Below are 14,318 nucleotides of genomic sequence, written 5' to 3'. Positions count from 1 at the left end.
CTTTTCCAAGTGACTCGCCGTCAGGGCGAAACCATAGGTGGCCGTTACCGCAGCAATGGATATGTACTCGGTCAGCAAGAGACAGGTCGGCTGGCAGGCAGCCTTCGCGAGCAGGCTCGCTCCCACAAGGGATTGGGTACATCCGCGAAAAACAGGTCGGATGTAAGGCCGTAATCGCTGGCAAGCCAGCTCCTACAGTTGATCGGGGTACATCCGCGAGAGTCAGGTCGGCTGTAAGGCCGCCATCGCGGGCAAGCCTTGCTCCCACAAGGGCCGTGTCAGGATTCAATGCCTGGTACTTACGCTTTCTCACAAGGCCGACACAAAATCCCTACAAAATACTGAGCTTGCTACCTGTCAACGCGCCAAACGTAAGTATATAAAAGCACCCCACCGCCCCGGAGCCCCATGAAGAACTGTTCATCCAGGCCTTGAGCGGTTGACACACGCGAAGCCGAGTACGCATGTTGTTTCATTTACGCAGGCTGGGGCTGAAACGCAGCATGTCCAGCCCGGTATCGACCCATCGTTCGGCCTCGGTGTGCAGTTCGTAGCTGTCGGGCGCGAGCAACCATTGGTACAGAAGGCCGTCTATATAGGCATGGATGCTGATGGCGGCGCGGGCGGTGTCGAGATCTTCAGGCAACTGACCACGGTTCACGGCATTACGCAGGGTCAGGCCGATCCGCGAGTTGCATTCAAGGCTGGCCGCGCGCCGCTGCTGGCGCAGGTCGCACATTTCATCGGTGAATTCGCACTTATGAAACAGAATCTCGTTGATACGCCGGGTCTTGGGATCCAGCGCAACTTCATGAAACAAATGAATCAGCAGCCTGCGCATGCAACCCAGGGGGTCGAGTTCGTCTTCGCTCTCGGCGGCCTTGGCCAGTTCATCAAGGGGCTCCTGCAAGGTATCGAGCATGGCCTGCACCAGATCGGCCTTGTTGCTGAAATGCCAGTAGATGGCGCCACGGGTAACACCGGCCAGGGTCGCGATGTCCGCCAGCGTCGTACGAGCCACGCCCCGCTCGAAAAAGGCTTTTTCGGCCGCTTCGAGTATCTGGCTGCGGGTTTCTTGAGCTTCCTCTTTGGTGCGACGAACCATGGCAGTACAACCTCAATCAGGATGCTTCAGCGATGTCTGAATATCAGCTGAATAAATGCGGGGCGAACGCTCTTGGGTATCGTCCCCGGGCTTACAATTCCAACCTTGCGACGGCCTCTGTAACGGCGAGGATACACAGCCAAGGTATTTACAAACAACCGTGAATGTAAGTATATTCCTTAGCAAGCTACTTATCCACCCGGCACCCATTTTTTAAACCTTCCATCTTTTCTTGTGCGTTTGTTTCGCGCCTGACCCGAGGATTTTCATGCAATTCAAGCCAGCTGTTACCGCTCTGGTCGCCGCCGTCGCCCTTGCTGCACTGCTCAGTGGATGCAAAAAGGAAGAAGCGGCACCGGCCGCTCCACCGCCTCAGGTCGGCGTCGTCACCCTGCAGCCGCAAACGTTTACGTTGACCTCCGAACTGCCGGGCCGCACCAGCGCGTTCCGCATCGCCGAAGTGCGCCCGCAGGTCAACGGCATCATTCTCAAGCGTCTGTTCAAGGAAGGCGGCGAGGTCAAAGCCGGCCAGCAGCTGTACCAGATCGATCCGGCGGTCTATGAAGCGACCCTGAAAAGCGCCGAAGCCAACCTGCGCTCGACCAAATCAATCTCCGACCGCTACCAGCAACTGGTCAACGAGCAAGCGGTGAGCCGTCAGGAATACGACACCGCCGTGTCCAACCGCCTGCAATCGGAAGCCGCGCTGCAAACGGCGCAGATCAACGTGCGCTACACCAAGGTCTACGCGCCATTGACCGGCCGTATCGGTCGCTCTTCGGTGACCGAAGGCGCATTGGTCAGCAACGGCCAGACCGAAGCGATGGCGGTCATTCAGCAACTTGACCCGATCTATGTCGACGTCACCCAGTCCTCGGTCGAGCTGCTGCAACTGCGCCGCGAGCTGGAAAGCGGCCGTCTGCAAAAGGCCGGCGACAACACTGCGGCGGTCAAGCTGACCCTTGAGGACGGTAGCCAGTACAAGCAGGAAGGCAAGCTGGAATTCTCCGAAGTCTCGGTTGACCAGACCACCGGCTCGGTGACCCTGCGTGCCGTGTTCCCGAACCCTGATCACACCCTCCTGCCCGGCATGTTCGTACACGCCCAGTTGCAGGCCGGTGTGAACAGCGCGGCGATTCTGGCCCCGCAGCAAGGCGTGACCCGCGACCTCAAAGGCTCCCCGACCGCGCTGGTCGTCGGCCCCGACAACAAGGTCGAACTGCGTCAGCTCAAGGCCAGCCGCACCGTCGGCAACCAATGGCTGATCGAAGACGGCCTGAACGCTGGCGATCGCCTGATCACCGAAGGACTGCAATTCGTCAAACCTGGCGTCGAAGTCAAGGCCAGTGAGGCGACCAACGTTGGCGCAACAAACCCGGCCCCCGTGAAAGCAGCTGAACAGGCTTCCGCCGGCAAAGGGGAGTAAATCATGTCGAAATTTTTTATCGACCGCCCGATTTTCGCCTGGGTAATTGCCCTGGTGATCATGCTGGTCGGGGCACTATCGATCCTCAAACTGCCGATCAACCAATACCCGAGCATCGCGCCACCGGCGATCGCCATCTCCGTGACCTACCCGGGCGCTTCCGCGCAGACCGTGCAGGACACCGTGGTGCAGGTGATCGAGCAACAGCTCAACGGTATCGACAACCTGCGTTATGTCTCGTCGGAAAGTAACTCCGACGGCACCATGACCATCACCGCGACCTTCGAGCAAGGCACCAACTCCGATACCGCGCAGGTTCAGGTGCAGAACAAGCTGAACCTGGCCACCCCGCTGCTGCCGCAAGAAGTGCAACAGCAAGGTATCCGCGTCACCAAGGCCGTGAAGAACTTCCTGCTGGTGATCGGCGTTGTATCGCGTGACGGCAGCATGACCAAGGACGACCTGTCCAACTACATCGTGTCGAACATGCAGGACCCGATCTCGCGGACCGCCGGTGTCGGTGACTTCCAGGTGTTCGGCTCCCAGTACGCCATGCGTATCTGGCTCGACCCGGCCAGGTTGAACAACTACAACCTGACCCCGATCGACGTCAAAACCGCGATCGCCGCACAAAACGTGCAGATTTCCTCCGGCCAGCTCGGTGGCCTGCCTGCCATGCCCGGCACGCAGCTGAACGCGACGATCATCGGCAAGACCCGCCTGCAGACCGCTGAGCAATTCAACAAGATCCTGCTCAAGGTCAACAAAGACGGTTCCCAGGTTCGCCTCAAGGATGTCGCCGACGTTGGCCTGGGTGGCGAAAACTACAGCATCAACGCCCAATTCAACGGCGCCCCGGCTTCCGGTCTGGCGGTGAAACTGGCCAACGGTGCCAACGCCCTCGACACGGCAAAAGCCCTGCGCAAGACCATCGACAACCTCAAGCCATTCTTCCCGCAAGGGATGGAAGTGGTGTTCCCGTACGACACCACGCCGGTGGTGACCGAGTCGATCAAGGGTGTGGTTGAAACCCTGGTCGAAGCGATCGTGCTGGTGTTCCTGGTGATGTTCCTGTTCCTGCAAAACTTCCGCGCCACCGTGATCACCACGATGACCGTGCCGGTGGTATTGCTCGGTACGTTCGGCATCCTCGCCGCGGCTGGTTTCAGCATCAACACCCTGACCATGTTCGGTATGGTGCTGGCCATCGGCTTGCTGGTGGACGACGCCATCGTCGTGGTGGAAAACGTCGAACGGGTAATGAGCGAAGAAGGCCTGTCACCCAAGGAAGCCACCAAGAAATCCATGGGGCAGATCCAGGGCGCCCTGGTCGGTATCGCCCTGGTGTTGTCGGCAGTACTGCTGCCGATGGCGTTCTTCAGCGGTTCCACCGGTGTGATCTACAAGCAGTTCTCGATCACCATCGTCTCGGCCATGGCCCTGTCGGTACTGGTTGCACTGATCTTCACCCCGGCGCTGTGCGCCACCATGCTCAAGGCGATTCCGAAAGGCGAGCATGGCACACCGAAACGCGGGTTCTTCGGCTGGTTCAACCGCAACTTCGACCGTGGCGTCAGAAGCTATGAGCGCGGCGTGGGCAACATGCTGGCGCGCAAGGCACCGTACCTGCTGGCCTACATCATCATCGTGGTGGGCATGATCTGGCTGTTCACCCGCATTCCGACGGCGTTCCTGCCGGAAGAAGACCAGGGTGTACTGTTTGCCCAGGTGCAGACCCCGGCCGGTTCGACCGCCCAGCGTACCCAGGTGGTCGTGGACGAGATGCGTGAGTTCCTGCTGCGTCCAGGCAAGGATGGCGGTGAGGGCGATGCGGTGAACTCGGTGTTTACCGTGACCGGCTTCAACTTCGCCGGCCGTGGCCAGAGTTCAGGCATGGCGTTCATCATGCTCAGGCCGTGGCACGAGCGTAACGCCGACAACAACGTGTTCAAGGTGGCAGCCCGTGCCCAGCAGCACTTCTTCACCTTCCGTGACGCCATGGTGTTCGCATTCGCGCCACCGGCGGTACTGGAGCTGGGTAACGCCACCGGTTTCGACGTGTTCCTGCAAGACCGCGCCGGTATTGGCCACAACAAGCTCATGGAAGCCCGTAACCAGTTCCTCGGCATGGCCGCGCAAAGCAAAGTGCTGACGCAGGTGCGTCCGAACGGCCTGAACGACGAACCGCAATACCAGTTGGAAATCGATGACGAGAAGGCCAGTGCCTTAGGGATTACCATCGCCGACATCAACAACACCCTGTCGATTGCCCTGGGCAGTAGCTACGTCAATGACTTCATCGACCGCGGTCGGGTGAAGAAGGTGTACGTGCAAGGCCGCCCCGGCGCACGCATGAGCCCTGAAGACCTGCAGAAGTGGTACGTGCGCAACCGCGAAGGGACCATGGTGCCGTTCACGGCGTTCGCCAAGGGTGAATGGATCTACGGCTCGCCGAAGCTGGCCCGTTACAACGGCGTGGAAGCGATGGAAATCCTCGGTGCCCCGGCGCCGGGTTATTCCACCGGTGAAGCCATGGCCGAGGTCGAAGCCATTGCCCAGAAACTGCCGGCGGGTGTCGGTATTTCCTGGACCGGCCTGTCGTACGAAGAACGTCTGTCCGGCTCCCAGGCGCCTGCGCTGTACGCCCTGTCGCTGTTGATGGTGTTCCTGTGTCTGGCGGCGTTGTATGAAAGCTGGTCGATCCCGATCGCGGTGATGTTGGTGGTACCGCTGGGGATCATCGGTGCACTGATGGCCACCAGCCTGCGCGGTCTGTCCAACGACGTGTACTTCCAGGTGGGCCTGTTGACGACTATCGGCCTGGCGGCGAAAAACGCCATTCTGATCGTCGAATTCGCCAAGGAGCTGCACGAACAAGGGCGCAGCCTGCGCGATGCGGCCATCGAAGCCTGCCGCATGCGTCTGCGACCGATCATCATGACCTCGCTTGCATTCGTTCTCGGTGTGGTACCACTGGCTATATCCACGGGTGCAGGTTCGGGTAGCCAGCATGCGATCGGTACCGGTGTGATTGGCGGTATGATCACCGCCACCGTGCTGGCGATCTTCTGGGTCCCACTGTTCTTCGTCACTGTATCGTCCATGGGCCAGCGCAAAGTCGCCGACCAGGACGCTGCCTTTGAACCTTCTAAAGAGGCTGGCTAATGAGCAAGTCGCTACTCTCCCTGGCAGTCGCCGCCTTTGTGCTCGGTGGCTGCTCGCTGATACCTGATTATCAGCGGCCGGACGCTCCGGTGGCAGAACAATACCCGCAAGGCCCGGCGTATTCGCCGGCCCAGGCGCCTGCACAAGCGGCTGCAGAGCAAGGCTGGAAGCAGTTCTTCCATGACCCGGCATTGCAGCAGCTGATCCAGGTGGCCCTGGAAAACAACCGTGACCTGCGTGTCGCGGCCCTGAACATCGACGCCTTCGCGGCTCAATACCGCATTCAGCGCGCCGATCTGTACCCGGCGGTTTCGGCCAATGGCAGCGGCAGCCGCCAGAAGATTCCGGAAAACTCCTCGCAAACCGGTCGGTCGGGCATCGTCAGCTCCTACTCGGCCACCGTGGGTATCAGCGCCTATGAACTCGACCTGTTCGGTCGGGTTCGCAGCCTGAGCGAAGAAGCGCTGCAGAAGTACTTCGCGACCGAAGAAGGCCGCCGCAGTACCCAGATCAGCCTGGTGGCCAGCGTGGCCAATGCCTACCTGACCTGGCAGGCCGACAAGGAACTGTACAAGCTGACCCAGGACACCCTCGCCGCGTTCGAGGAGAGCTACAAGCTCACCGCTCGCAGTAACGAAGTAGGGGTTGCCTCGGCGCTGGACCTGGCGCAGTCGCGCACTTCGGTGGAAAACGCCCGTGCACAACTGGCCAAGTACACCCGTCAGGTCGCACAGGATGAAAACAGCCTGGTGCTGCTGCTCGGCACCGGTATCCCGGCTAACCTGCAAGCGGCCAAACCGCTTAACGACGACTTGCTGAGCGACGTTCCGCCCGGCCTGCCGTCGGACTTGCTGCATCGTCGTCCGGACATCCTGCAAGCCGAGTACAACCTCAAGGCCGCCAACGCCAACATCGGCGCGGCGCGGGCTGCGTTCTTCCCGAGCATCAGCCTGACGGCCAACGCCGGGACCCTGAGCCCGGACCTGTCCGGTCTGTTCAAGGGTGGTTCGGGCACCTGGCTGTTCCAGCCGCAGATCAACCTGCCGATCTTCAACGCCGGCAGCCTGCGCGCCAGCCTGGATTACTCGAAAATCCAGAAAGACATCGGTGTGGCGAACTACGAGAAATCCATTCAAACGGCCTTCCAGGAAGTCGCCGACGGCCTGGCCGCGCGCCAGACCTATGTCCAGCAGCTGGAAGCACAAACCGACTTCGTCCGTGCCAACCAGGACTACTACCGTCTGGCCGAGCGTCGTTACCGCATCGGTGTCGACAGCAACCTGACCTTCCTCGATGCCCAACGCCAACTGTTCAGTGCCCAACAGGCGCTGATCACTGACCGTCTGGCGCAGCTGGTCAGCGCGGTCAACCTGTACAAGGCCCTGGGCGGTGGCTGGAACGAACAAACGGCGCAGAACGAGCCGTTGAAAGAAGAAGCGCCGAAGATGCGGTTGTTCTGATAGCGCAGTGAAAACACGAAGCCCACCTTTTGGTGGGCTTTTTGTTGGCTGCGGGAAAAGGTGTGCTGACTGTCCTGGCCTCATCGCTGGCAAGCCAGCTCCCACAGTGTCCGTGTCGTACACAAACTTTGTGGACCACTTTGAACCTGTGGGAGCTGGCTTGCCAGCGATGAGGCCCGCAAGCACAACATCAGAACCACAGCCAATCTTATGTTCGATAATCGCCCAAAAACTATTTTTACAGATTGAACCACCTAGTACATTCACAGCACCATCGGCCTACAAAACCAATAACAACAGGTTCGACACCATGCCCCCGCGCCCTGCCTTGTCCGGCTGATCCCCAGGCTTTACCCAGCGATGTCGACTTCATGTCTGCACCCTCCCCGGCTGCGGCACCACCCCGTTTCATCCCCAAGAATTAGAGAGCCCGAACCCATGACGCCTTCCACCGCACAGTATTTCGTTCCCAGCTTGATTGCCTTGGCCCTGGCCGGTGCGGCCCTGCCTGCCCAGGCCGAGGAATCAGGCTTTGTCGAAGGCGCCAAGGTCAACCTGAACCTGCGCAACTTCTACATCAACCGCAACTTCACCAACCCGACCAAGGCGCAGGGCAAGGCTGAGGAATGGACACAGAGTTTCATTCTCGACGCCAAGTCCGGGTTCACCCAGGGCACCGTCGGGTTTGGTATGGATGTGCTCGGTTTGTATTCGGTGAAGCTCGACGGCGGCAATGGCACCGGCGGTACGCAATTGCTGCCGCTGGACCACGACGGCCGCCCGGCGGACAACTTCGGCCGTGCCAACGTGGCATTCAAGGCGAAGCTTTCGCAGACCGAAGTGAAGGTCGGCGAATGGATGCCCGTGTTGCCGATCTTGCGTTCCGACGACGGCCGCTCGCTGCCGCAAACCTTCCGCGGCGGCCAGATCACCTCGAAGGAAATCAATGGCCTGACGCTCTACGGCGGCCAGTTCCGCCAGAACAGCCCGCGGGACGACAGCAGCATGGGTGACATGTCGATGACCGGCAAAGCCGCGTTCACCTCGGACCGCTTCAACTTTCAGGGCGGCGAATACCTGTTCAACGAAAAGCGCACCCAGATCGGCCTGTGGAACGCCGAACTCAAGGACATCTACAGCCAGCAATTCATCAACGTGATCCACAGCCAGCCCATCGGCGACTGGACCCTGGGTGCCAACCTGGGTTTCTTCTACGGCAAGGATGACGGCAGCGCCCGCGCCGGCGAGCTGGAGAACAAGACGATGTATGGCCTGTTCTCGGCCAAGTATGGCGGCAGCACCTTCTACGTCGGCCTGCAAAAACTCACCGGGGACAGCCCGTGGATGCGGGTCAACGGCACCAGCGGCGGCACCCTGGCCAACGACAGCTACAACTCCAGCTACGACAACGCCGGGGAGAAATCCTGGCAAGTGCGTCACGACTACAACTTCGTCGCCCTCGGCGTGCCGGGCCTGACCCTGATGAACCGTTATATCAGTGGCGATAACGTGCACACCGGCAGCATCACCGATGGCAAAGAATGGGGACGTGAGTCGGAACTGGGCTACACCGTGCAGAGCGGTGCGCTGAAAGACCTGAACGTCAAATGGCGCAACTCGACCATGCGCCGTGACTACAGCAACAACGAGTTCGACGAAAACCGCGTGATCATCAGTTACCCGATCAGCCTGCTGTAAACATCGCCGCCCTCCTGTGGGAGCGAGCCTGCTCGCGAAGGCGTCAGATCAGGCAGCACAAATCGCCGGGATCACTCCCGCGACTCAACCCCCAACTCATCCCACACCGACTCCGCCAGGTGGAACGTGGCATTCGCTGCCGGGATCCCGCAGTAGATCGCGCTCTGCATGATCACTTCCTTGATCTCGCCACGGCTGACGCCATTGTTGGCGGCGGCGCGCAGGTGCAGTTTGAGTTCACCCTCGCGGTTCATGCCGATCAGCATGGCGATGGTGATCAGGCTGCGGGTGTGGCGCGGCAGGCCCGGGCGGGTCCAGATGTCGCCCCAGGCATGGCGGGTGATCATTTCCTGGAACTCCGAGTTGAACTCGGTCAGGGTGGTCAGGCTGCGGTCGACGTGAGCATCGCCCAGTACGGCGCGACGGACCTTCATGCCCTCATCGTAACGTTGTTTCTCGTCCACGGAATTTCCCCTCAAGCCTGCAGAAATGCCAGCACGCGCTCGCTGAAGTCTGCGCCGGCCTGAACGTTGGACAAGTGCGCGGCATAGAACTCGGCGTACTCGGCACCCGGTACGTGCTCCTGGATGAAATGCCCGCCGGACGGCGGCGTGACCGCATCCTCAGTACCGGCGATCACCAGCAGCGGCGCCTTGATCGAGGACAATTGATCGCGGAAATCGGCATCGCGTACCGCCGCGCAATTGGCCGCATAACCTTCAGGCGACGTGGCCGCCAGCATGTCGGTGATCTGCTTGGCCGCCGCCGGGTTGGCTTCGGAGAAGTCCGGGGTGAACCAGCGGGCAATCGACGCATCGCGCAGGGCAACCATGGCCGCCTGGCCATCACGCAGCACCATTTCGATACGCGGGTTCCAGATCGATGGATCGCCGATTTTCGCTGCGGTGTTGCACACGATCAGATTGTTCAAGCGCTCGCCGGCGTGGATCCCCAGCCACTGGCCGATCAGCCCGCCCATGGACAGTCCGCAGAAGTGCGCCCGTTCGATGTGCAGTGCATCCAGCAGCGCCAGGACGTCATGACCCAGTTGCTCGATGCTGTAAGGCCCCGGTGTCACCAGCGATTTGCCGTGACCACGGGTGTCGAAACGCAGCACCCGGAAATGCTCGCTGAACGCTGGAATTTGCGCGTCCCACATGTGCAGGTCGGTGCCCAGGGAATTGGACAGCACCAGCACCGGCGCATCCACCGGTCCATCGAGTTTGTAATGCAGTTCGCCCTCGGCGAGTTGTACGAAAGCCACAGCAATCTCCTTCAGGCAGTCAATGCAGAATGTTCAGCCACCGCCCGCTCGACCCAGGTACGGGCCTGACCGAGGTAATGGGCGGGGTCCAGCAGATGATCAAGTTCTTCAGCCGACAGTTCGGCGGTCACTTGCGGTTCGTCGCCGAGCACCGCGCGCAGATGACGCTGTTCGGCCACGGCGCGTTTGCAGCATTGCTCCAGCAGGTGATGCGCGGTGTCGCGCCCGACCCGTTGGGCGAGGACGATGCTCACCGCTTCGGCGAGCACCAGGCCCTGGGTCAAATCGAGGTTGCGGGCCATGCGCCCGGCGTCCACTTCCAGCCCCTGGGTCACCAACAGCGCTTGCTTCAGGCTACCGGACACCAGGCAGCAAATCTCCGGCAGGGTTTCCCACTCGGCATGCCACAGGCCGAGGCTGCGCTCGTGTTCCTGCGGCATGGCGCTGAACAGGGTCGAGAGCAAACCGGGTACGCGGGTGGCCGCGCCGATCAGCACCGCCGCACCCACCGGGTTGCGTTTGTGCGGCATGGTCGAAGAACCGCCCTTGCCGGGCGCCGACGGCTCGAACACTTCGCCCGCTTCAGTCTGCATCAACAGGCTGATGTCGCGTCCGAGTTTGCCAAGGCTGCCGGCGATCAACCCAAGCACCGAACCGAACTCCACCAGGCGATCCCGCTGGGTGTGCCAGGGTTGATCAGGCAGGTTCAGTTGCAACTCCTCGGCCAGCGCCCGGGCAATCGGCATCGCCTGTTCGCCCAGCGCTGCGAGGGTGCCGGACGCGCCGCCGAATTGCAGCACCAGCAGGCGCGGCTTGAGTTCTTGCAGGCGCTGGCGGCTGCGGGTCACCGCCCCCAGCCATCCGGCGATTTTCATGCCGAGGGTGACCGGTGTCGCATGCTGCAGCCAGGTGCGCCCGGCCAGCGGCGTAGCCACATAACGCTGGGCCTGGCTGGCGAGGGTTTGCCCCAGCTGCGCCAGATCGCCGTCGATCAGCTCCAGCGCCCGGCGCAATTGCAGCACCAGGCCGCTGTCCATCACGTCCTGGCTGGTCGCACCCAAATGCACATAGCGTTCGGCTTCGACATCCTTCGTTGCAATCTGCTTGCCCAACGCCTTGACCAGCGGAATGGCGGAGTTGCCGGCGGTGGCAATCGCTTCACCGAGGGCGACAAAGTCGAAAAGCCCGGCCTGACACGCCGCTTCGATAGGCGCCACGGCAGACGGCGGAATCAAGCCGACCCGCGCTTCGGCCCGGGCCAGCGCCGCTTCGAAATCGAGCATGGCCTGGACCCGGCCCTGATCGCAGAACACGTCGCGCATATCGCGGGCAGTGAAATAGGCATCGAACAATTGATTGCCCGGTCGCTGAGTCATAAACAATCCCTGGAGGCGCGGGCCGGTCAGGCCCGCGCAAAGATCAAAGGTCGTGGTGCAGATACGCGGCCTGTTTCGGCAAGCGCAGACTGAACAGGAACGCCACCGCCATCATCACCGTCACGTACCAGTAGAAGGCGTTTTCCATGCCGACGGCCTTGAGACTCAAGGCCACATATTCCGCCGAACCGCCGAAGATCGCATTCGCTACCGCATACGCCAGGCCGACACCCAGTGCACGCACCTCGGGCGGAAACATTTCCGCTTTTACCAGGCCACTGATGGAGGTGTAGAAACTGACGATCGCCAAGGCCAGGGTAATCAACACAAAGGCCAGGAACGGGCTGCCGACCGTTTTCAAACTCAGCAGAATCGGTACGGTGCACAGCGTACCGAGGGCGCCGAACCAGAGCATCGAGTTACGCCGGCCGATCTTGTCGGCGAGCATGCCGAACACCGGTTGCATGCACATATAGAGGAACAGCGCGCCGGTCATGATGTAGCTGGCGGTCTTGGCCGGCATGCCGGCGGTGTTCACCAGGTACTTCTGCATGTAAGTGGTGAACGTATAGAAAATCAGCGAGCCACCGGCGGTGTAACCGAGCACGGTAATGAACGCGGCTTTATGGTCGCGGAACAGTGCACCGATGCTGCCGGCATCCTTGTTTTCGCGCATTTCCTTGCTGGAGGTTTCTTTCAGCGAACGGCGCAGATAAAGCGAAACCAGCGCCGCCATGGCTCCTACCACGAACGGGATCCGCCAACCGTAGGCACGCAACTCGTCTTCGTTGAGGAACTGTTGCAGAATCACGACGACCAACACCGCCAGCAGTTGCCCGCCAATCAGCGTCACGTACTGGAACGAAGCAAAGAAACCGCGCTGCCCCTTGAGGGCGACTTCACTCATGTAGGTGGCGGTGGTGCCGTACTCGCCACCGACCGACAGGCCCTGGAGCAAACGCGCAAACAGCAACAGAATCGGCGCCCAGATCCCGATGCTGCTGTAGGTCGGCAGGCAAGCGATCAGCAACGAGCCGAAGCACATCATCAGAATCGAGATCACCATCGAATTCTTGCGCCCGTGCTTGTCTGCCAACCGACCGAAAATCCAGCCGCCGATCGGTCGCATCAGGAACCCGGCGGCAAACACGCCCGCGGTATTGACCAACTGTACCGTGGGGTTGTCGGAGGGGAAAAAGGCCGGCGCGAAATAGAGCGCACTGAAGGCGTAGACATAGAAGTCGAACCATTCGACCAGGTTGCCGGACGAGGCGCCGACAATGGCAAAGATCCGTTTTCTGCGCTCTTCGCCGGTATAGAGCGCGGGTGAAGCGGTTGGTGTTGTCATTGTTTTTCACTCAATGGGGACAGTGAGAGTCTAGACATACTTTGCAACAGTCCCGTTCCACAGATACATCTGCCACATCATTATTCCCCCTGTGGGAGCGAGCCTGCTCGCGAATGCGGTGTGTCATTGAGCATTGATGGTACTGACACGCCGCTTTCGCGAGCAGGCTCGCTCCTACAGGGGTTTACGGTGTTTTCAATAATCGAAGAACACCGTCTCCGCCTCCGTGCCCTGCAGGATCACGTTCCACTGGTAAACACCGGATGCATCCTGCTTCGCGATCAAAGTGCCACGACGCTCGGCCGGCACGCATTCCAGCAGAGGATCGTTCACATTCGCCGCGTCACCCTCGAAGTAAATCCGTGTCAGCAGGTGCTTGACCAGGCCACGGGCAAACACCAGCACCACCAGATGCGGCGCCTGGGTCGTGCCCTTGAGGCCTTCAACCGTGCCCGGTTTGATCGTAGTGAAACGGAAACGCCCTTCGGCATCCACCGGCACCCGGCCGAACCCTTCGAAATGCGGATCCAGAGGCTTGTCCTGATCGTCTTCGGGGTGGTCGTACTTGCCGGCGGCGTTGGCCTGCCAGACTTCCAGCATCGCGTCGTTGACGACTTCGCCGTTGCCATCGACCACTTGCCCGGTGATCGCCACGCGCTCGCCCAGGGTTTGTTCGACGGTCAGGTTTTCGCGGTTCAGCCAGGTCAGGCCGATGTGGTAGTACGGCCCGACGGTGTGGGACGTGGTCGCAGTCAGCGTCATCTTATTTCTCCATCGGCGTGGCATCGCGGCCGCGCAAGACGATGTCCCAGCGATAACCGAGGGCATAGGAAGGGATGGTTTTTTCCAGGTCGAAACTGGCGATCAGGCGCTCTTTGGCGCTGGTGTCGGGCACGCAGTTGTAGATCGGGTCGTACGCCAGCAACGGGTCGCCCGGGAAATACATCTGGGTGACCAGGCGCGTCAGGATGCTCGGCCCGAACAGCGAGAAGTGGATGTGCGCTGGGCGCCAGGCGTTGTGGTGGTTACCCCACGGATAGGCGCCGGGCTTGATGGTCTGGAACTGGTACCAGCCATCGGCGTCGGTCACGGTGCGACCGGTGCCGGTGAAGTTCGGGTCCAGCGGCGCGTCGTGCAGGTCGCGGGCATGGTTGTAGCGACCGGCGGCGTTGGCCTGCCAGATCTCCACCAGAATTCCTGGCACCGGCAAGCCGTTTTCATCCAGCACGCGGCCGTGAATGACGATGCGCTCACCCAGTGGCTCGCCCTTGTGCTGGGCGGTCAGGTCGTTGTCGTTCTCGCTGACACGCTCGGCGCCGATGGTCGGCCCGGTGATTTCCGACAACGAATGCGGCAGGAACACCAACGGCTTGGACGGCGAGCGCAGGTTGGTGGATTGGTAGGTCGGGTGCAGATAGTCCGGCTGAGTGCCCGCCTGCGGGCGACGGTAACCAGGTTTATCAGTCATTACACTTT

11 protein-coding genes are annotated in these 14,318 nt (G+C 60.9%); 4 read left to right on the top strand and 7 right to left on the bottom strand.

Annotated elements, in window-relative coordinates:
* Positions 1-472: 472 nt before the first annotated feature.
* The gene (gene emhR / locus GPL81_RS12045) at positions 473-1,105 is read right to left on the bottom strand and encodes an efflux system transcriptional repressor EmhR (RefSeq protein WP_160106877.1); all 633 of its coding nucleotides are present in this window, start codon (positions 1,103-1,105) and stop codon (positions 473-475) included.
* Between the two features lie 268 nt (positions 1,106-1,373).
* Between emhR and GPL81_RS12040 the strand changes: the two genes are divergently transcribed.
* The 4 genes from GPL81_RS12040 to GPL81_RS12025 all read left to right on the top strand — a co-directional run bounded on the left by GPL81_RS12040 (position 1,374) and on the right by GPL81_RS12025 (position 8,854).
* The gene (locus tag GPL81_RS12040) at positions 1,374-2,531 is read left to right on the top strand and encodes an efflux RND transporter periplasmic adaptor subunit (RefSeq protein WP_160106876.1); all 1,158 of its coding nucleotides are present in this window, start codon (positions 1,374-1,376) and stop codon (positions 2,529-2,531) included.
* 3 nt (positions 2,532-2,534) lie between these two features.
* Positions 2,535-5,696: an efflux RND transporter permease subunit EmhB gene (gene emhB / locus GPL81_RS12035; protein WP_096513063.1), complete on the top strand. Its 3,162-nt coding sequence runs from the start codon at positions 2,535-2,537 to the stop codon at positions 5,694-5,696.
* Positions 5,696-7,156, top strand: coding sequence for an efflux RND transporter outer membrane subunit EmhC (gene emhC / locus GPL81_RS12030; RefSeq protein ID WP_160106875.1), 1,461 nt, complete (start codon positions 5,696-5,698; stop codon positions 7,154-7,156). Before emhB ends, emhC begins: the two co-directional genes overlap by 1 nt.
* Positions 7,157-7,594: 438 nt before the next feature.
* A complete protein-coding gene (locus GPL81_RS12025; RefSeq protein WP_160106874.1) occupies positions 7,595-8,854 on the top strand; it encodes an OprD family porin in 1,260 nt (419 codons plus the stop codon).
* A gap of 71 nt (positions 8,855-8,925) precedes the next feature.
* Here the strand turns inward: GPL81_RS12025 and pcaC are convergent, their stop codons facing one another.
* The 6 genes from pcaC to pcaH form a co-directional block, all read right to left on the bottom strand.
* The gene (pcaC, locus tag GPL81_RS12020; RefSeq protein WP_007976697.1) at positions 8,926-9,318 is read right to left on the bottom strand and encodes a 4-carboxymuconolactone decarboxylase; all 393 of its coding nucleotides are present in this window, start codon (positions 9,316-9,318) and stop codon (positions 8,926-8,928) included.
* A gap of 11 nt (positions 9,319-9,329) precedes the next feature.
* The gene (gene pcaD / locus GPL81_RS12015) at positions 9,330-10,118 is read right to left on the bottom strand and encodes a 3-oxoadipate enol-lactonase (protein ID WP_160106873.1); all 789 of its coding nucleotides are present in this window, start codon (positions 10,116-10,118) and stop codon (positions 9,330-9,332) included.
* An 11-nt stretch (positions 10,119-10,129) separates the two neighbouring features.
* On the bottom strand, positions 10,130-11,494 hold the full coding sequence (locus tag GPL81_RS12010) for a 3-carboxy-cis,cis-muconate cycloisomerase (protein WP_160106872.1): 1,365 nt from the start codon (positions 11,492-11,494) through the stop codon (positions 10,130-10,132).
* Positions 11,495-11,537: 43 nt separating this feature from the next.
* Positions 11,538-12,842: an MFS family transporter gene (locus GPL81_RS12005; RefSeq protein ID WP_160106871.1), complete on the bottom strand. Its 1,305-nt coding sequence runs from the start codon at positions 12,840-12,842 to the stop codon at positions 11,538-11,540.
* Positions 12,843-13,037: 195 nt separating this feature from the next.
* Positions 13,038-13,604, bottom strand: coding sequence for a protocatechuate 3,4-dioxygenase subunit alpha (gene pcaG, locus GPL81_RS12000; RefSeq protein ID WP_160106870.1), 567 nt, complete (start codon positions 13,602-13,604; stop codon positions 13,038-13,040).
* Between the two features lies 1 nt (position 13,605).
* Positions 13,606-14,310 carry a protocatechuate 3,4-dioxygenase subunit beta gene (pcaH, locus tag GPL81_RS11995; RefSeq protein WP_160106869.1) on the bottom strand — a complete coding sequence of 235 codons (705 nt, stop codon included), beginning with the start codon at positions 14,308-14,310 and terminating at the stop codon, positions 13,606-13,608.
* Between the last annotated feature and the right edge of the window lie 8 nt (positions 14,311-14,318).

Source organism: Pseudomonas izuensis (assembly GCF_009861505.1).
GTDB classification, from domain to species: domain Bacteria; phylum Pseudomonadota; class Gammaproteobacteria; order Pseudomonadales; family Pseudomonadaceae; genus Aquipseudomonas; species Aquipseudomonas izuensis.
Note: the sequence above shows the minus strand (reverse complement) of the source record. Positions and strands in the feature narration are given on the sequence as shown.

Excerpts from the sequence above, each read along its gene's own strand:
- pcaH (WP_160106869.1), bottom strand. The coding sequence starts at position 14,310 with ATGACTGATAAACCTGGTTACCGTCGCCCGCAGGCGGGCACTCAGCCG.
- emhB (WP_096513063.1), top strand. The coding sequence starts at position 2,535 with ATGTCGAAATTTTTTATCGACCGCCCGATTTTCGCCTGGGTAATTGCC.
- GPL81_RS12040 (WP_160106876.1), top strand. The coding sequence starts at position 1,374 with ATGCAATTCAAGCCAGCTGTTACCGCTCTGGTCGCCGCCGTCGCCCTT.
- GPL81_RS12010 (WP_160106872.1), bottom strand. The coding sequence starts at position 11,494 with ATGACTCAGCGACCGGGCAATCAATTGTTCGATGCCTATTTCACTGCC.
- GPL81_RS12005 (WP_160106871.1), bottom strand. The coding sequence starts at position 12,842 with ATGACAACACCAACCGCTTCACCCGCGCTCTATACCGGCGAAGAGCGC.
- emhC (WP_160106875.1), top strand. The coding sequence starts at position 5,696 with ATGAGCAAGTCGCTACTCTCCCTGGCAGTCGCCGCCTTTGTGCTCGGT.
- pcaG (WP_160106870.1), bottom strand. The coding sequence starts at position 13,604 with ATGACGCTGACTGCGACCACGTCCCACACCGTCGGGCCGTACTACCAC.
- GPL81_RS12025 (WP_160106874.1), top strand. The coding sequence starts at position 7,595 with ATGACGCCTTCCACCGCACAGTATTTCGTTCCCAGCTTGATTGCCTTG.
- emhR (WP_160106877.1), bottom strand. The coding sequence starts at position 1,105 with ATGGTTCGTCGCACCAAAGAGGAAGCTCAAGAAACCCGCAGCCAGATA.